Annotated in this window: 2 protein-coding genes (1 of these 2 only partly in view); both read right to left on the minus strand. The window is 68.4% G+C overall.

The genetic code is table 11. The features are described from left to right. Positions 1-2,591 carry the beginning of a non-ribosomal peptide synthase/polyketide synthase gene (locus tag OHQ90_RS00180; RefSeq protein ID WP_328406513.1) on the minus strand. It extends 22,666 nt beyond the left edge of the window, so only the first 2,591 of its 25,257 coding nucleotides appear in the window; it begins with the start codon at positions 2,589-2,591; the stop codon falls past the left edge of the window. Next, the gene (locus OHQ90_RS00185; protein WP_328406515.1) at positions 2,591-20,458 is read right to left on the minus strand and encodes a non-ribosomal peptide synthase/polyketide synthase; all 17,868 of its coding nucleotides are present in this window, start codon (positions 20,456-20,458) and stop codon (positions 2,591-2,593) included. The genes OHQ90_RS00180 and OHQ90_RS00185 overlap by 1 nt, the downstream gene beginning before the upstream one ends. Positions 20,459-20,911: the final 453 nt, after the last annotated feature.

Here is a 20,911-nt window from a genome sequence, read left to right on the forward strand (position 1 = left end):
TGCACCACAAGTACCAGCGTGTGGTCCTGTGCGCCGCTGCGCAGCAACCGCACCCGGACCGGGATCTCCTCGGTGACATCGAATCCCTGACCGGCGATCGCCATAACCGCGCCCGCGAGGTCCGCCGCAGGCACCTCCGAGAGCGACAGATCGAACACGGCATGCACCGAACGCACCTGCTGTACCGGTCCGGCTTCGGTCTGCGGGTAGACGGTGCGCAGGATCTCGTGCCGCGCGACGATATCGGTGATCGCCACCGACAACGCCTGGACATCGAGTGCACCACGCAGTCGCAAGGCGACCGGAATGTTGTCCACCGCCGCGGTGTCGAAGACGTACGCGGACTCGGTGTCGGTGCCCAACCGGTTGAGGAACCACATCCGCCGCTGCGCGGGCGACAGCGGAATGCGCTCCGGCCGCGACCCGGCCACCAGAGCCGGACGTGCCGGTGCGTCGGCGACGGACAAAGCGGCGAGCGCCGCCACGGTCGGACGGTCGAAGAAGTCACGGACGTCGACGCAGACACCGAGCGCGGCCGCGACCCGGGCAATGGCCCGCGTCGCCATGAGCGAATTGCCGCCGAGGGCGAAGAAATCGTCGTCGGCTCCGACCCGGTCCGCCTCGAGCAGCTCACCGAAGATCGCCGCGACAGCCCGCTCGGCCGCGGTGGCCGGCTCGCGGTATGCCACAGCGCCGGAACCGAATACCGGCTCCGGCAGCGCGCGACGATCCAGCTTGCCATTGGCGTTCACCGGCATCTCGTCGAGCACCACGACCAGCGACGGCACCATGTACTCCGGCAGCTGCGCTCGCGTGGCCGCCAGCACCGCGGCGGCATCGAGCACGGCAGTACCGTCCGCAACGACGTAGCCGACCAGATGGTCGCCGCCCGCATGCTTATGCAGCACCACCACGGCCTGCGCGACCCGTTGGTTGCGCAGCAGCGCCGCCTCCACCTCGCCCAACTCGATGCGCAGGCCACGCAACTTCACCTGGAAATCGGTGCGGCCCAGGTACTCGAGCTCGGCCGGGCCGCCGTCGACGGCAGGTAGCCAGCGGGCCAGGTCTCCGGTGCGGTACATGCGCTCGCCGGGCGGGCCTTCGGGATTGGCCACGAACCGGTCGGCAGTCAGTCCGGGCCGCGCCACATAGCCGCGGGCCAATTGCACACCGGCCAGGTACAGCTCCCCGACAACTCCGCTCGGCACCGGCCCCAGATTGTCGTCCAGCACAAGCAGTTCGGAGTCGTCGGCGGGTGCGCCGATCGCCACGGTCGTGACATCCGCGGCGGTCACCTCGTGCGAGGTGATATCCACCGCGGCCTCGGTCGGACCGTAGGTGTTGTACAGGCACGCGCCACTGATCGCACGGAACGCGGCGCCGGTGGCCGCGGGCAGCGCCTCACCCGAAGCGATCACCAGCCGCAGCGTTTCCACTGCCGCCGCGTTCGCCGGATCCAGCGCGGCGACGAACACCGCGAGCATCGACGGCACGAAATGCGCCACGGTGATACCGCATTCGGCGATCGTGCGAACCAGATAGGCCGGATCGCGATGACCATCGGGCTCGGCGATCACCAGACGCGCACCGACCTGCAACGGCCAGAAGAACTCCCACACCGAGACATCGAAGGTGAACGGTGTCTTCTGCAGCACGACATCGGTCGAGTTCAGCCGGTGCAGCCGCGCGCGCCACCGCAGATTGGCAACAATCGACCGGTGCGAAACCGCAACGCCCTTGGGCCGGCCGGTCGAGCCCGAGGTGAAAATGACGTAGGCGATGTTGTCGCCCAGTGGCCGGGGCCAGGCGTCGAACGATTCCGGCGCGACCGCGTCGAACCGATCGATCCGCAGCACGTCGACACCCGCAGGCAGCTCCGGCTCGTCACGGGTGGTGGTGAGCACCAGCACCGGTGCGGCGACCTCCAGCACATAGGCAATGCGCTCGGCGGGGTGTTCCGGGTCGATCGGCACATATGCGCCGCCGGCCTTGAGGATCGCGTACATGCCGATGAGCAGTTCGAACGATCGTTGCACCGCGAGTCCGACCAGCGCGTCCGGGCCGACGCCCCGCTCGACCAGGTGGTAGGCAAGTGCATCGACCCTGGTGCCGAACTCGGCGTAGGTGAGAGTCGCGCCCGCGTACTCCAACGCGACCGCATCGGGTGTCCGCCGAACCTGGGCCTCGAACTCGCTGATCAGCGTCTCGGTCGGCGCGAAGTTCGTCGGCAGCACCCCCACCGCCGCGTCGAGTGCGTCATCGAGCAGCTGCTCGAGAATCGCGCCGAGCGCACCGTCGGCCGAATCCATCAGTTCCGGCAACTGACCTGACACCACCACCGGCACCAGCGCGTCCGGGCCGAGCGCGCCCCCCATGGCCTCGTCGAGCACCCCGAGTTCGGTGGCCAGCGCACCGTAGCTGATCACGGTGTCGGCGTGCCGCAACGCGATTCGATCCGGATCCAGCTCGGCGACCGTCCCGATCAATCCTGGTAGGTCATCGATTCCGTAGGCGCGACGCAGCGCCGCATGGGGATGCGCGGCACCAGGGTTGCCGAGCTCGCTGGATGCGACCGATTCTGCGTGGGACATCAGCTATTTCCTTCCGAATCGATTTCCAACCCGGAGTTGGAGATGACGGCCTGCGCGTCGGTGAGCAGCGTCCGCAGCACTGCGGCCAGACCACTGCCGCCGAGCGCGGCCAAGACGCCGGGCACCAGCCCGGCGAGGGAGACATTGATCAGCGCTTCCGGTTTCGCCGCCGCGCCCATCGCCTTGGCGACCGCCGCGATCTTGGCGGCGAGCTGGTCGTAGGTCACCGTGTGCGCGCCGTGTTCGAAGGCCACGATGTCGGGCGCGATGTCCGCCGCGGCCGCGATGAGTGCGGGCAGCTCGGCCACTGTCACCGGCTCGATGGCCGTGCTGGGTGCGCGCCGCACCTGTTCTGCGCCGGTGCGGATGTCGATGGCCCGGATCGCGATCGACGGCGCTGCCACGACAGTCGAGAACACTCGCAGCAGCCGATCGGCGAACAGCTGGACCGTGGCGGCATCGAAAATGTCCGTCGCGTAACCGAACCTCAGCTGCAGTCCGGCCGGTTCGCCTGCCGCGTCGAACTTTTCGATGCCGGTGAGCTGTAGATCGAACTTCGCGTCGGCCAGTTCCAGATCGAGCGTCTCGACCGCGAGCCCGGGCAGCCTCACCCGGCCTGCGGGCATGTTCTGGAAGGTGAACAGGACCTGGAACAGCGGGGTGTAGGTGCTCGAGCGGGTGCACTCCAGCGCGTCGACCACGCGCTCGAACGGCACATCGGCGTGCGAGAGTGCAGCCACATCCCGGTCCCTGGCCTGCCGGAGCAGATCGGCGAAGCCGGTGCGCGGGTCGATCTCGGTGCGCAGCACCACCGTGTTGACGAACATGCCGATCAGGTCGTCGAGCTCGCGTTCCCCGCGACCTGCGACCGGAGCGCCGATGGCAATGTCACTGGTGCCGGACAGTTTGGCGAGCAGCACCGCGAATGCGCTGTGGATCAGTGTGAACAACGTAGTGCCGTGCTCACGGGCGACGCTGTTCAATCGGCGGGTCAGCTCGGCATCGACCGCGAAAGCAATGGTAGCGCCGCGCATTTCCCGGCGCGCCGGCCTCGGTCGATCGGTCGGCAGTGCGAGAACCTCGGGTAGTCCGGCCAATTCGGTGGTCCAGTACGCGAGTTGCCGAGACAGCAGGCTCGCCGGATCGCGATCGGAACCCAGGATTTCGCGCTGCCATTCGCTGTAATCGGAGTACTGGATATCGAGTGGGGCCCAGTCCGGTCGCTGCCCGGCGGCTCGGCCGAGATAGGCGCGCACCAGATCGCGCGTCATCGGTGCGACCGAGTAGCCGTCGGCACTGATGTGGTGCGCGACCACCACGAGAACGTGCTCGTGCCTGCCGGTTTCGAACAGCGCGATCCGGACCGGTGGTGCGGTGGTGACATCGAAACCGGTGGCGACGAACTCGTCGAGTTGCGCGCCGAGGCCCGAAACCCGCATCGGAATCGGAGTCAGATCGATGCTGACGGCGGTGCTGTCGAGGACCTCCTGCACCGGGCCGCGCTCGGTGTCGGGATACCTGGTGCGCAGAGCTTCGTGCCTGCTCAGCACATCCAGGACCGCGGCAGTGAGCGCGTCGAGGTCCAGCACGCCGGTCAGCCGCAGGGCGGCGGGGATGTGGTAGGCGGAGGAGTCCGGAGCCAGCCGGTTGACCACCCACATCCGCTGCTGTGCGAGCGAGAGCGCAGCGGGCGCGGGGTCGCAACGACGGCTGAGCGCGGGCCGCCCTTCGGTGCCGTCCAACTCGGCGATATGCGCCGCGAGGGCGGCCACCGTGGGCGACTCGAATACCGAGGAGACCGGCACCCGGACACCGAGGGCAGCGCCGAGCTGCGCGGCCAGCCGGGTCGCCATCAGCGAGTTGCCACCCATGGCGAAGAAGTGATCGTCCAGACCTGCTGTCGCCGCGCCGATCACGTCGGCAAAGGCGGTGGCTACGAGCTGCTCGTGCTCGGTGCTCGGCACCCGGTAGGCAACTTCGGTGAACACCGGCTCGGGCAATTGCGCTCGATCGACCTTTCCATTCACGTTGAGGGGCAACGACTCCAGCACGACGATCGCGGCCGGCACCATATATGCGGGCAGCTCGACGGCCACCGCCGCGCGTAGTTCGACGGCCAGGTCCGCGCGGGCGGCCGAATCCGATTCCGGTACCGCGACGTAGGCGATGAGCCGAGTGCCTGCCCGCTCGTCATCGCGCGCCACCGCCACTGCCGCACGCACCACGGACAGTCGCCGCAGCGCGGACTCCACGTCACCGAGCTCGATGCGGAAGCCGCCGATCTTGACCTGGAAATCCGATCGCTCGAGGTACTCCAGGGCGCCGTCCGGACGCCGGCGAACTATGTCGCCGGTGCGATACATCGGCTCGGCTGCGGCCGCGAAGGGATCGGCGACGAAGCGATCCGCGGTCAATGCGGGTCTGCGGTGATAGCCGCGGGCCAATTGCGCACCGGCCAAATACAACTCGCCCGGTACGCCGACGGGCACCGGCTGGAGTCTGGCATCGAGGACGTAGACCCGGCTGTTCCAGGCGGGCGCACCGATCGGCACCACCTGCGACGGGTCCGCACGCACTTCGAACGCCGTGATCGACACCGCGGCCTCGGTGGGGCCGTACAGGTTGAACAGTCTGGTGCGAGCCGCGCGCCGCCGGAACTCGACCGCAGTGGCAGGCGGCAATGTCTCACCGATGGCGAGCACCTGGCGTAGTGAGAGCGGCATCGGCGCATCCGGCACGGCGGCGAGCAGCATGCCCACGAGTGACGGCACCGCGTGCAGCACCGTGACGCCGTGCCGCTCGATCAGCGCACGCACTCGGTCGGGATCGCGCTCGGTGCCCGCCGTGGTCACCACGAGGCGACCGCCGGTCACCAGTGGAGACCAGAACTCCCAGACCGAGAGGTCGAAGGTCGCCGGGGTCTTCAGCAGCACGCAGTCTTGTCGGCCGAGTGCGAAACTGTCACGCAGCCACGCCAACTGGTTGACGATCGCCGAGTGCGCGACGGTGACCCCCTTGGGCACGCCGGTCGATCCGGACGTGAATATCACGTAGGCCGGGTGCGCCTGCCGCAATGGGCGGATCCGGTCGGTGTCCCGGATCGGTGTCGCCGCGAAGCCCGCCAGCTCGATCCTGTCGACTTCCATTGCCGCCGCGCGGGTTTCGATCGGCATGCCGTCGGCGGACGTGGTGAGAATGCAGGCGGGCGCCGCGATGTCGATGATGTGGGCGATCCGGTCGGCCGGCTGGTCCGGATCGATGGGAACGTAGGCCCCGCCCGCCCGCACCACCGCGTACATGGCGGCGATCAGGTCCACGGACCGGCGCATCGCCAGCACGACGGTCGACTCGGGGCCCACCCCTTCGGCGATCAGCCTGCGCGCGAGCCGGTTCACCCGAGCATCGAATTCTGCGTAGGTGAGCGTGGTTTCGGGTGCGACTGTCGCATCGATCAGCGCCACCGCATGCGGCGTCGCCGCCGCCTGGGCGTCGATCAGATCCGCGAGCGTGACCGGCTCGACGTGGTGCGCGGTGCGATCCCACTCGTCGAGCAGCTGTGCCCGATCGACCTCGCCGAGCAGGTCGAGGTCGCCGACGAGGATGTCCGGCCGGGTGGCCACCGATTCGAGCACCCGATGCAGTGCGGCCGCGAATCGCTGTGCGCTCGTGGTCTCGAACAGGTCCGTCGCGTAGCCGATGGCCAGATCGATGCCGTCGGGCGCACCGTCGGTGGTATAGCTGTCCACCGCGAACAGGTGCAGATCGAATTGCGCGACATTGCTGTCGAATTCGACTTCTCGCACCTCGAGGCCCGGCAAACGGAGCGTGCCTCGATCGTGGTTCTGGAAGGAGTAACCGACCTGGAAGAGCGGGTGCCGTGCGGTCGAGCGCTGCGGGTTCAGCACCTCGACCAGTCGCTCGAACGGCACATCGGCGTGCGAGAAGGCCGCGATGTCCGCCGCCCGCACGCGGCCGAGCAGTTGTTCGAAGGTCGCGCCGCCATCGACCTGGGTCCGCAGCACCAGCGTATTGACGAACATGCCTATGACGTCGTCGAGTTCGGCCGCGCCACGGCCGGCGATCGGGGTGCCGACGGCAATATCCGAGGTCCCCGACAACCGCGCGAGCAGTGCGGCGAAGGCGGCGTGCACCACCATGAACAAGGTCGTGCCGGCACGCCTGCCGAGTGCGACGAGTGCCGCGTGCAGTTGCGCGTCGATGCCGATCTCGACTTTGCCGCCGCGCAGGCTCTGGCGAGCGGGCCGCGGGTGGTCGGCGGGCAGGGTGAGTTGGTCGGGCAGCCCGGTCAGAGTCTCGGTCCAGTAGGCGATCTGTTGCGCGGACAGCCCGGCGAAATCGTCTTCCGCGCCGAGCAATTCGCGCTGCCACAGCGCGTAGTCCGCGTACTGCACGGCCAGCGGCGCCCAGCCGGGCGCGTTGCCTGCGCAGCGTGCGGTGTAGGCGACCATCAGGTCCCGAATGAACGGCGCGATCGACGAGCCGTCCGCGGCAATGTGGTGCACAACGGCGGCGAGCACGTAGTCCGGACCGATCGCGAACAGTCGCATCCGAATCGGGACGTCCACGGTGACATCGAAGGTGGTCGCGGCCAGTTCCCTGATCCGGTCCGGCAGCTCGGTTTCGGTCACCTCGATCGGATACAACGACGGAATCGCCTGGGCGGCAGGCATGATCAGCTGCGTCGGTGCACCGTCGAGCTCGGGGTAGCGGGTACGCAGCGATTCGTGCCTGCCGATGACATCGCCGACAGCGGACTGCAGCACCGCGACGTCGAGGACGCCGGAGAGCCGAAGGGCGAGCGGGATGTTGTAGGCGATCGACGATCGGTCGAAGCGGTTCAGGAACCACATCCGCTGCTGGGCGGGCGAGAGCGGGAGCCGATCGGGACGCGCGCCCGCCACCAGCGCGGGCCGGGCGGCCGCCCCGTCACCGGTGGTCACCAAGGCCGCGAAGTCGGCCACCCGCGACGCCTCGAACAGCGCACGGACCGTCACGGTGCGCCCGAGTGCGGCCCCGATCCTGGCGACCGCCTTGGCGGCGAGCAGGGAGCTGCCGCCGAGGTCGAAGAAGTCGTCGTCGGCGCCGACCAGACGCGGCTCGGCCGTACCCGCGCCGAAGCCGAGCACCTCCGCGAAAACCCCGGCGACGATCTCCTCCGCGAACGTCGCGGGCTTGCGGTAGGTCTTCGCCTCGAAGACCGGCGCGGGCAGCGCGGCGCGGTCGAGCTTCCCGTTCACCGTCAACGGAATGCGATCGACCATCACGATCGCGGCGGGCACCATGTGCTCGGGCAGCCTGCGCGCGAGCGCCTGTCGCAACGCCGCGGTGTCGGACAGGCCCGCACCGACCACGTAGGCCACGATGCGCGGCTCGTCGACGAGGTCGGCGCGCACCACGACCGCGACCTCGCTGACCGTCAGCGCGGCCTCGTCAAGCAGCGCGGCCTCGATCTCGCCGAGCTCGATACGGAACCCGCGCAGGTTCACCTGCTGGTCGACCCGGCCCAGATACTCCAGATCGCCGTCCGCCGTCCACCGGGCGAGGTCGCCGGACCGATAGGCCAGCGCGCCGCCACCGGCATACGGGTCGGCCACGAACCGACTCGCGGTCAGCGCGGGGCAGCCGAGGTATGCGCGCGCCAATTGCCCGCCCGAGACATAGATTTCGCCGGGTACTCCGACCGGCACCGGGCGCAGCCGAGCATCGAGCACCCGCACGGCCAAGCCGGGTATCGCGCTGCCGATCACACTCGCCGATCCGATGCCTGCCTCGATCGAGCGATGGGAGACATGCACCGTTGTCTCGGTGATGCCGTACATATTCACCAGTCGCGGCCCGTTCGGACGCCGCTCGAACCACCCGTTCAGGCGCTGCGGTTCCAGTGCCTCGCCCCCGAAAATCACATAACGCAAAGGCAACTCGTGCCGAGACCGGTCGGCGTTGTCGGCCGCGATCAACTGATAGAAGGCCGAGGGCGTCTGGTTGAGAACCGTGACACCTTCCGCGGCGAGCAGTTCCAGGAATTGCTGCGGCGACCGCGAGGTGTAGTAATCGACGACAACCAGCCTGCCGCCATAGAGCAGCGCGCCCCACAGCTCCCATACCGAGAAATCGAAGGCATAGGAGTGGAACAGCGTCCAGACATCCGACGGCCCGAACTCGAACCGGCCCGTCGTGTTGTCCAGCAGCCGCAGCACATTGCGATGCGGGATGACGACGCCCTTGGGTCGACCGGTGGAGCCGGAGGTGTAGATGACGTAGGCGGTATGCGCCGGGTCCAACGGTCGACGGCGATCGCCGTCGGTCACCGGCGCACCGTCGAAGGATTCCAGATCTGCGGCATCGATCTCGATGACCGGGCCACCGAACCAGCCGCGCGCCAATCCGGTTGCCGCGCTGGTGATCGCGCAGATCGGCCGGGCATCGTCGAGGACGTACTCGATCCGGTCGGCCGGATAGTTGGGATCGATCGGCAGATAGCCACCACCGGCCTTCACCACCGCCAGCAGTGCGACGATCAGGTCCACCGAACGCGGAAGCGCCACCGCGACCAGCGCTTCCGGCCCGACGCCCGCGGCGATGAGCCGTCGTGCGAGCCGGTTGGATCGATCGTCGAGTGCGGCATAGGACAGCGACCGATCGCCTGCCCGTACCGCGACGGCGGCCGGGTCGATCGCCGCGGCCAGGGCGAACCGATCGGCCAGGGTGCCGGTCACGGCAGTCCGCTGCCCCGGCGTGCCCGCCCACTCGTACAGCGCCCGATGTTGCTCCTCCGCGCTGAGCAGTTGGATGTCACCGACGACCACCGTCGCGTCCGCGGCGATCGCGGCCAGCACCTGCGTGTAGCGCCGAGCCAGTACCTCGATCGTCGCAGCATCGAAAAGGTCCGTGGCATAGGTGATTTCGATATCCATGCCGTCCGCGCGACCACCCGCGTCGTTCGACTCGAGCACCGTGAACTGCAGATCGAACTTGGCGGCGACCGCGTCGAACTCGACCGGACGCACCAGCAGACCGTCCATTTCCAGCTGCGGCAGCGCGAAGTTCTGGAAGGTCATGGCCACCTGGAACAGCGGATGGCGGTTCTGCGCCCGCGTGGGGGCGACCAGCTCCACCAGCCGTTCGAAGGGAATGTCCGCATGCGAGAGTGCCTCGATGTCCTGAGCGCGCACCGTGTCGAGCACGGTCTCGAAGCGCGCCCTGGTGTCGATGCGGGTGCGCAGCACCAGCGTGTTGACGAACATGCCGACGAGGCCGTCCAGCGCGGCCGCGCCGCGACCGGCAACCGGTGTGCCGATCGCGATGTCCTCGGCGCTCGACAACCGGGCGAGTAGTACCGCGAGCGCCGCGTGCATGGTGGCGAACAAGGTGGCGTCCCGTTTACGCGCCAGCTCGCTCAGTTCGCTGTGCAGGTCGGAATCGATGCGCAGCCGGTGGGTGTCGCCGCGATAGGACGACACGATGGGGCGCGGGCGGTCGGTGGGCAGTTCGAGCTGCTCGGGCAGGCCGGTGAGGGTCTGACGCCAGTACGCGAGCTGACGATGGGTCCGTGACGCGGGATCCGTGGCGGCACCGAGGTTTTCGGCCTGCCACAGTGTGTAGTCGGCGTACTGGACGGGCAGTGCGGGCCACGCGGGCGCTGTGCCCGCGCTACGCGCGGCGTAGGCGGTCATCAGATCACCCGCCAGCGGCCCGAGCGAGAACCCGTCGGCCGAGATGTGGTGCAGCACCAGCGCCAGGACATGGTCGACGGAGTTCGGCCCGTCGATCGTGAACAGCGCGGCACGCAACGGCATGTCGCTCGTCACGTCGAATGTCGTCGCGGCGAAAGCGGCGAGCTGTTGCGCGAGTTCGGATTCGGTGACCGGGTCCGACCGCAGCACGGAAACGGCCGATCCCCTCGGAAGGACCACTTGTTCGGCACCGTCGGGTCCGTCCGGATAGACCGTGCGCAACGTTTCGTGGCGGTCGATGACATCGATCAGCGCGGTGGTCAGCGCGGCGACATCCAGCTCTCCGGTGAGGCGAAGCGCGACCGGAATGTTGTCGACGGCGGTACCGGGACCGGTCTCGGCATTCGACAGGAACCTGTTGCGGAACCACATCCGTTGTTGGGCAGGCGACAGCGGAACCCGCTCCGGACGCGGGCGCACTGCCAACTCGGTACGGCCGCCCGCCCCCTCGTGCGCTTCGGCCCGCGCGGCCAGCGCCGCGACCGACGACGCCTCGAACAGCATCCGCACCGGAAGCTCGGCATCCAACGCCGCACCGAGCCGGGCGAGGACCTGAGTGGCGTTCAGGGAGTTTCCGCCGAGCGCGAAGAAGTCGTCGTCGAGCCCGACCCTCTCGACGCCGAGTACCGCACCGAAGACACGCGCGACAATCTCTTGCACCGCAGTCGCGGGCGCGCGAAAAGCCTTGGCCTCGACCACGGGTGCGGGCAATGCCTTTCGATCCAGCTTGCCGGAGGCGTCGAGCGGAAACTCGTCGAGCACCACGAAGGCCGACGGCACCAGGTAGCCCGGTAGCCGCCTGCCCAGCGCGGACCGCACGTCGTCGAGGCCGATCGTCGCACCGGGCTCCGCGACGAGGTACCCGACCAATTGCGTGCCCGCGTGCACCACGACGACGGCCTGCGCGACCGAATCCATACCGATGAGCACGGATTCGATCTCCCCCGGCTCGATCCGCACACCACGCACCTTCACCTGGAAGTCGGTGCGGCCGAGGTAGCGAAGTGCGCCACCACTGGTCCAGGCCACCAGATCACCGGTCCGGTACATCCGCGCCCCGGACAGATCGAACGGATTGGCCACGAACCGATCGCTCGTCAGCTCGGGCCGCGCCACATATCCGCGCGCCAGCTGCGCCCCCGCCAGATACAGCTCGCCCGGCACACCGGGTGGCACCGGACGCAGTCGGCCATCCAGCACGTACACCCGGGTGTTGGCCACCGGCACACCGATCGGCACGGTGTCGATATCGGCGTCGGTCACCTCGTGGGCGGTGACGTCGACGGCCGCCTCGGTCGGACCGTAGAGATTGTGCAGTCGGGCGCCGGTCAGTTCGCGCAGTCGATGTGCGGGCCTGGGCGGCAGTGCCTCACCCGAGCAGAACACCAGGCGCAGCGAATCACACCGCGCCGCTGCCGCATCGGCGACGAAGGCGATCAGCATCGAGGGCACGAAATGCGCGACGGTCACGCGCTCGTGCCGGATGACCTGCGCGAGATAGCGGGGATCCCGGTGTCCGTCCGGCTCGGCGACCACCAGCCGTGCACCGATCTGCAAGGGCCAGAAGAACTCCCACACCGACACGTCGAAGGTGGCGGGCGTCTTCTGCAATACGGCGTCCGCGCGGTTCAGCCCGTACGCGTCCTGCATCCACACCAGCCGGTTCGCGATCGCGGCGTGCGAAACCGCGACCCCCTTCGGCCGCCCGGTCGAACCCGACGTGAAGATCACGTACGCGTCGTTGTCCGGTGTGAGTGCACCGAGCCGATCGGCGTCGGTCAGCGGCGCATCGGAATAGTCGGTGTCGTCGAAGAGGTCGACATCGAGCACCGCCCACGCCCGCGGCCGGTCCGCGGCGGTGAGATCCAGTCCGTCGCCCGAGCGACTCAGCACGCACACCGGACGCACGGTGCGCAGCACGTGCTCGATCCGCTCGGCCGGATGGTCCGGATCCACCGGGACGTACGCACCGCCCGCCGTGAGCACGGCATACATCGCGACGACGAGTTCCGTCGAGCGGGCCATGCCCAAGGCCACGGCCGTGCCGGGGCGGACACCGATGGACACCAGCAGGCGGGCCAGCCGATTCACTCGGCTCGCGAACTCCGCATACGACAGCGAGGCACCGTCGAACGAGAGGGAGATTGCGTCCGGGGTGCGTGCCACCTGCGCCTCGAACAGCGACACCAGCGTTGCGGTGGCGTCCATGTCGCGTGCGGTCGCGTTCCAGGTGTCCAGCACCAGGACGCGCTCCGGGCCGGACAGCAGGTCGATGTCACCGACCCGAAGCTGTGGGTCGGCGCCGACGGCGTCGAGCACTCGGCGCAGCCGGGCAGCGAACGTGGCGACGGTGTTCGCCTCGAACAGATCGGTGGCGTACTCGAGGACCGCCGCGATGCCCGCGGGTGCGCCGGTGCTGTCGGTGGACTCGGTAAGGGTCAACTGCAGATCGAATTTCGCGGTCCGCGATTCGATGTCGAGCGCGGACACCTCCAGACCGGCCAGCGCCAACGAGGTCTGCGCGGTGTTCTGGAAATCGAGCATGACCTGGAACAGCGGATGCCGTGCCGTGGTGCGCTCCGGATTCAGCACCTCCACCAGCCGCTCGAAGGGGACCTCGGCGTTGGCGAAGGCGCGCAGATCGCAGTCGCGCACAGCGGCGATCAGGTCGGCGAACGACAGCTCCGGACGCACATCGGTGCGCAGCACCAGGGTGTTGACGAACATGCCGACCAGCTCGTCGAGCGCCTGATCGCCGCGACCGGCGATCGGCGTACCGATCGAGACATCCTGCTGCCCGGCAAGTTTGGCAAGCAAAGTGGCGAAGGCGGCGTGCACGACCATGAACAGCGATGCGTGCGACTCGTCGGCGAGCTCGCGCAGTCGGCGGTGCGGCGCCGCGTTGATGGCGAACGTGTGCCGGTCCCCGCGGCCCGAGGCGACAGCGGGACGCGGCCGGTCCGCGGGCAGGGTCGAAGTGTCGGGCAGGCCGGCGAGTTCGGTCGACCAGTAGCGGATCTGCTCGGCGATCAGCGAGTCGGGATCGGCTTCCGCGCCGAGCGTTTCCCGCTGCCAGAGCGTGAAGTCGGCGTACTGCACCGGCAGTGGCGTCCAGGCGGGCGTGGTGCCCGCGCATCGTGCGGCGTAGGCGAGCATGATGTCGCGGGTGAGCGGCGCGATGGACCAGCCGTCCGCGGCGATGTGGTGTATCGAGACGACGAGCACCTGCTCTGCGCCCTCAGCGGTGTCGTTTCGCGCACCCGTCTCCAGCAAGGTCAGCCGCACCGGCGCGGCCTTGTCCACGGCGAAAGGCAATGCCGCGATGGCACGGATCCGATCCTGGAGGTCCGCGTCCTCGACCGGCTCGGCGATCAGCCGTGTCGGTGTCTCGTCGATCGGTAGCACGTGCTGGCGTGCAATGCCGTCCACCGCCGGGTAGCTGGTGCGCAGCGTCTCGTGTCTGGCGAGCACATCGCCGATCGCGGCGGACAGCGCGGCACGATCGAGTACACCGGTGAGCCGAACGGCCACGGTCAGATTGTTCGCGACCGAGTTCGCGTCGAACTGGTTGAGAAACCACATCCGCTGCTGCGCATACGACAACGGCACCAGGTCCGGACGCGGTCGGGCGACGAGCGGCCGACGGTTCGTGGCCCCGCCGGCAGCGGGCAGATTCGCAGCGAACGCGCCGACCGTCGGATGTTCGAACAGCATTCGCACCGGAACATCGGTGCCGACGGCGGCCCCGATGCGCGCCGCGATCTGCGTGGCCACGAGCGAATTTCCACCCAGCGCGAAGAAATCGTCGTCGAGGCCGACCCGATCGACGCCGAGCACCTTGCCGAATGCCTCGGCCACCGCCTGCTCGGCAATGGTGGCCGGCGCGCGAAATACCTTGGCGGCCGGTACCGGGTCCGGCAGTGCCGTGCGATCCAGCTTGCCCGAACTGGTCAGCGGCATCGCCTCGAGCCCGACGTACGCCGCAGGCACCATGTACGAGGGCAGCGCCGCCCGCAGCCGCTGCCCGAGCACCGCGGCGAGCTCCGGCCCGGGTATGGCGGTGACAACATAGGCGACGAGCATGTCCCCGGCGGGATGGGCGAATATCCGCACCGCGGCCGCCCGCACGTCCGACGCGGCGACCAGCGCCGCCTCGATCTCGCCCAACTCGATCCGTTGTCCGCGCAGCTTCACCTGGAAGTCGCTGCGCCCCAGGTATTCCAGCGCACCGGCGCGCGTGCGCCGTACCAGATCGCCGGTCCGGTACATCCGCGATCCCTGCGGACCATACGGGTTGGCGACGAACCGTTCGGCACTCAACTCTGCCCGCCCGTGGTATCCGCGTGCGACCTGGACGCCGGACAGGTACAGCTCGCCGACCACTGTTTCCGGCACCGGACGCAGCCGCGCATCGAGCACGAGCACCTGACTCGCGCGCACCGGACGCCCGATCGGCACCGGACCGGCGCTCGCCGCGTCGACCGGTGCGTGCGTGGCGTGCACCGTGAATTCCGTCGGCCCGTACAGATTGTGCAGTTGAGCCGAGCTCGCCGCGGCGAAGTCCGCCGCGGCTTCGCCGGTCATCGCCTCACCCGCGACGAAGACGGTGCGCAACGAGGCGATCGCCGCACCGGGAGCCGCATCGGCGAACACCGTCAGCATCGAGGGCACGAACGAGGTCATGGTCACCGAGTGCGCCGCGATAAGGGCTGCGAGATAGCCGCTGTCGCGATGCCCGTCATGCTCGGCCACCACTATCCGAGCGCCCCTGGCCAGCGGCGCGAACAGCTCCCACACCGACACATCGAAGGTCGCGGGCGTCTTGAACAGCACGACGTCGTCGCGGCCGATGCGGTATTCATCGGCGATCCACTCGACCTGATTGACCATCGAGGCGTGCTGGACAGCAACGCCTTTCGGCCGCCCGGTGGAGCCGGAGGTGAAGATGACGTAGGCGGTATTCAGCGCACGCAACGGTCGCGGGCGCTCCGCGTCGCCGACCGGCGCGTCCGAGTACCGCGCGCCATCGAGCGCGTCGATCGCGATGACCGGGACACCGGATCCGCCCTGCCAACCGTCGGCGGAGGTGGTCAGTACGCACACAGACTGTGCCGAGGCGATGACGTGCGCGATCCGGGCGACAGGCTGGTCGGGGTCGATGGGCACATACGCGCCGCCTGCGGTCAGCACCGCGTATGCGCCGACCACCAGCTCCGCCGAGCGGCGCATCCCGAGCACCACCAGCGACTCGGGTTCGACACCCGCATCGATCAGCACCCGCGCGAGACGATTGACCCGGGAGGACAATTCCGCGTAGGTGAACGTCCGATCGCCGTCCAGCAACGCCACCGCATCGGGGGTCCGGCGCACCTGCTCCTCGAACGCGGCGAGCACCGTGCCCGTGGCAGGGGTCGCGCGCGGGGCCCGACCCCGCTCGATCGCCCGCCGCTGCCCCGCGGCGTCGAGTAACGGCAGGTCACCGACCGGTAGATCGGCATCGGCCGTGATCGCCCGCAGTAGCCGCACCAGCCACCGCGCATAGTCCGCGATGGTGGCTTCGTCGAAAAGATCGGTCGCGTACGTGAATTCCGCACGGACCCCCGTCGGTGCCGAACCTTCCTCGAGTCCGGCACCGACGAAGCCTTCGGTGACCGTGAGCTGGAGATCGAACTTGGTCACTCCAGTGTCCAGAGTACTGGTGGCAACCGACATGTCGGGTAATTCGAGGGTGATTTCCTGTGCGTTGTCGAAGGCGAGCATGACTTGGAACAGCGGGTGGCGCGCCTGCGAGCGTGTCGGGTTGATGGCCTCGACTAGCTGCTCGAATGGCAGTTCGGCATGACCGAAGGCGGCGAGGTCGACCTCGCGCACCCTGGCGAGCAGGGTGGCGAACGAGGCCGCGGCGTCGACCTCGGTGCGCAACACCAGGGTGTTCACGAACATCCCGATGAGATCGTCGAGTGCGCGCTCGCCGCGACCGGCGATCGGGGTGCCGATCACGATGTCGGCGGTGCCCGACAACCGCGACAGCAGCACAGCTAGCGCACCGTGCACAACCATGAAGGTCGAGACACCCTCGGCGCGAGCCAGATCGGTGATATCGGCATGGAGGTCCTGCGGCAGCACGAAACCGAACACCGCGCCCGCACCGGAGGACACCGGCGGCCGCGGCCGGTCGGTCGGCAGCTCGAGCTGGTCGGGCGCCCCGGCAAGGGTTGCGGTCCAGAATTCCAGGTGCCCGGCAGGCAGACCCCGCGCACGCTGCCAGAGGCTGTAGTCCGCGTACTGCACGCTCAGCGGCGACCAGCCCGGTTCGGCACCGACGCGTCGCGCACCGTAGGCGGTCATCACATCGCGCGCCAGCACCCGTAGCGAAAGCCCGTCGGCGGCGATGTGATGCAGTACCAGAACAACCGCGTGACTGCCGTCGTCCACTGTAAAAACGCGGGCACGAAAAGGAATCTCGTGTTCCAGATCGAAACCGCGAGCAGCGAAGCGGAGCAGTTCCGCATCGAGCTCGCGTGCGCCGATCGGTTCGGCAACGCCGAGGGCCTCGGCCATCGGAAGGACAACCTGCTGCGCCGCAACACCTTCGGCCGCTTCGGCCGCGTCCGCGAGCATCGCGGGGAAAATAGTGCGCAGCACCTCGTGCCTGGCGAGGACGTCATCGAGCGCCGACCGCAGCGCGGCGACATCGACCGCGCCGCGTAGTCGCGCCACGAACGGCATGTTGTACCCCGCGCCGGAACTGTCGAACCGGTTCAGGAACCAGATCCGCCGCTGTGCGGGAGAAAGCGGAACCAGCGGCGGCCTCGGCCGCGCCCGCAGCAGCGCAACAGCGGGCACGCCGCCGGTTCCTCCCGCCCGCTCGATCAGTTCGGCGAGTTCGGACACCGTGGTGGCGGTGAACAATTCGCGAACTCCGAGCCGGCAGCCCAAATCGGCGGCGAGCCGGGCCGCCACCTGTGTGGCCACCAAGCTGTTTCCGCCGAGTACGAAGAAGTCGTCATTGCGGCCCACGCGCTCGTGACCGAGCACCTCGCCGAACACCCGCGCGATGGTCTGCTCCACCGGCGTCACCGCGGCGACATACTCCGTGGTGGTCCGCTCCGGCGCGGGCAATGCCGCACGATCCAGCTTGCCGGAGGCATTGACCGGCAGCGCGTCCAGCACCACGAAGGCCGCGGGCACCATGTATCCGGGCAGTGCCCTGATCGCCGCAGCACGCAACTGCCGCGGCAGCACCGATCCCGGCTCGGACTCCACGGCATAGGCGACCAACTGCTCGCCGACCCCGGCATCATCACGCACCACAACCACGGCACGCACCACCGAATCGACCGTGCCGAGCACCGATTCGATTTCGCCGAGCTCGATGCGCAACCCGCGCAGCTTGACCTGAAAGTCGGTGCGGCCGAGATACTCGAGCTCACCGGCGGTGGTCCAGCGCACCAGATCACCGGTGCGGTACATCCGATCACCTGGTGCGGAGGGGCCGTCCGGCCCGCCGAACGGATCGGCGACGAACCTGCCCGCCGACAGTCCCGGCCGGTCGAGATAACCCCGGGCGAGCTGTACCCCCGACAGATACAGCTCACCCGGCGCCCCGACCGGTACCGGCCGTAGCCGCGAATCGAGTACATAGAGCCGGGTGTTGAACACCGGCCCGCCGATCGGCACCGAGAGGGTATCGGCGTCGGTCACTTCATGGAAGGTCACGTCGACGGCGGCCTCGGTCGGGCCGTACAGGTTGTGCAGCCGCGCGCCCGTCAACACGCGCAGCCGCTGGGCCGGTGCGGCGGGCAGCGCCTCGCCGGAGGCGAACACCATCCGCAGTGTGGTCCGCGTCGTGAATTCGTGATGCGCCAGAAACGCTTCCAGCATCGATGGCACGAAATGCGCTGCCGTCACGCCGTATTCGGCAATGACAGCGCGCAGATAGGCGGGATCGCGGTGCCCGTCGTGCTGCGCGAGCACCAGGGTCGCACCGACCTGCAGCGGCCAGAAGAACTCCCACACCGACACATCGAAAGTGGCGGGAGTCTTCTGCAACACTACGTCGTCGACGCCGAGCCGGTACATCGACTGCATCCACACCAACCGGTTGACGATCGCCTCATGGGTGACCGCCACGCCCTTCGGCAGCCCGGTCGAACCCGACGTGAAGATCACGTACGCGGGATTACCGGGCCGCAATGCCGCGGTGCGTTCCCGATCCCAGACCGGCCCATCGCAACAGCCGGGATCCGACCGGTCGACATACACGACAGGAAGTCCGGAAACAGCAGGCACACCATCGCGTTCGGTGGTCAGCACGCACGCCGGGCGGGCGGTGGCCAGGATGTGCGCGGTGCGCTCGGCGGGATGGTCGGGGTCGAGCGGAACGTAAGCCGCACCGGCCGCGAGCACCGCGTAGATCGCGACGAGCAGTTCGGGTGAGCGCCGGAGGTTCAGCGCGACCACGGTCTCGGGCCCGACCCCGAGCCCGATCAGCTGCCGTGCCAGCCGGTTGCTGCGGGCCGCCACCTCGCGGTAGGTCATGGCCTGCCCGGACCCGTCGGCGTATCGCACCGCCACCGCATCCGGCGTGCGGGCGACCTGCGCCTCGAACAGCGAGACAAGCGTCGCGACAGGAGCCCGGCCTGCCGATCGACTGGGCAGTACCGCATCGACGTCGTAGCCGGTCGCATTCCAGATCCTGGTGCTGACCTCGAGCTCCAACTCGGTCGCGACCCGCACCGCGTCCACCGGTGCGTCGAGATCGGTGGCCAGCAGCCGCTCCAGGTATTGCAGGAATCGCGCGTGGTGGCGGGCGATTTCGTCGGCGCCGTACAGATTCGGATTCGCCTCGAAATCCACGTGCACGCTGTCGCGCTCGCCGTAGTAGACGTTGAAGCTGAGGTCTTCCACCGGCCCGGTCGAGAGCACGTGATACCTGGCCACGGTGTCGCCGAAGGTCAGGTCGTTGCCGAACAGCATGATGTTGGCCAGCGGACCGAATAGCGCACGTCGCGCGGGCTGCCCATCGTGTTCGGCGTCGCGGCGGATGTCCTCGTGCCGGTATCGCTGATGACGCAGTGCGCCTGCCACCTCGACTCTGGTCGCCCGCAGTAGCGCACCCCAGGTGACCGGGGCGGCGGAGCGTGCGCCGCCGACCGGCAGCCGCAGCGGCACGATATTCGACAGCATCCCTGCCGAACGCCGCATCACCGCCGTAGTGCGCGCGGTCACCGGCAGGCTGAGCACCACTTCGTCCCGATCGGTGAGCCGTCCCAGGTAGCAGGCGAAGGCCGCGAGCAAGACCACCGCGAAGGTCGAATCCTGGGTCGAGGCAAGGACATTCATTTGTTCGACCAGGCGCTCCGGCAGCGCACGGCCCGCAATCAGATTCATCGCCGCCCGCGGCGCGGTGCGGCCGTCGAGGCTGGTCGCGCTGTCGAGTCCGGCGACCCGCTGCGCCCAGTGAGCGCGGTCGGTGGCGTATCGCGTGCTGTCGCGGTAGGCGAGCTCACCTTCGACCAGCGCGGCCAGCTTGCCGGGCGGCGCCGCGGCGAGCTCGGTGCCGAGCACCCGCGCGGTGTAGCGCTCGGCGACACGGTTGGTGCTGGTCAGCGCACCGTATCCGTCGAAGACGAGATGGTGGGCCCGCAGATACCAGAAGTACCGCTGGTCGGCGACCCGCAATACAGCGCATTCGGCGAGGCGATCGGCGATCAGATCGACCGGTGCGGCCATATCCGTCCGCATCCAATCCTGCGCGGCGGCAATCGGATCGGCGTGTGTGCGCAGATCGATCACTTTGATGTCTTTGGAAAGTTCGGGGTCGACGCACTGATAGGGCACACCGTCGGATTCGCCGAGCCGCACCAGGATCGATTGGCATTCGTAGGCCGCCTCGATCGATTCCTCTTGCAGGATCGCAATATCCAGTTCGCCGTGCACATCCACGTACTGCGCGATATTGATCGGCACATCGGGATCGATCAGCTGCGCGTACCACACCCCCAGCTGCGCGGGCGCGAGCGGAAACGGCGTCGGCGCGGGTGGCACCGCCCCGGCATGGGCGGTCTCATCCGGCCGTGCACCGAACTCACCCAACTCCGTACCGTGCACCAGAGCCTCCTCGTTTTGCGAAACAACAGCTGGCCGAACGCTTTTGGGCAGCACGAATAAGCCTCTGCACCAGAGCCTTCGAGCTCCGGCGCATGGCAGAATGCCGGCCTTTGGGGCGATTCGACGAAAGCGCGGGACGCGGCAGCATCGCTCGCGCGGGTCCGAACAGATTTGCGTGAAACGAGATCGGCGACTTCGCGTCACCGCCGTGGCGAACGCAGATCGCCACGGTTGCGCCTAGCTCTTGATCGTTCCTCCAACTCCGCCGCCGCGATGCGGGCGGGCACCGCGGCCGTGTCAGCTACATCACATGGATGTGATCCATGCATTGCGAACATTAGGCGGTTCGTTAATAAAAAGGAACGCTTTCCCCTAAAAACTTCTGGACGATCGTCCAGCGGGGTTGAGCGGGCAGAAAGCCCTGGACAGAGCTGTGTTCGCGACCACAGTTGG

The organism is Nocardia sp. NBC_00403 (genome assembly GCF_036046055.1).
In the GTDB taxonomy this organism is placed as follows: Bacteria; Actinomycetota; Actinomycetes; order Mycobacteriales; family Mycobacteriaceae; genus Nocardia.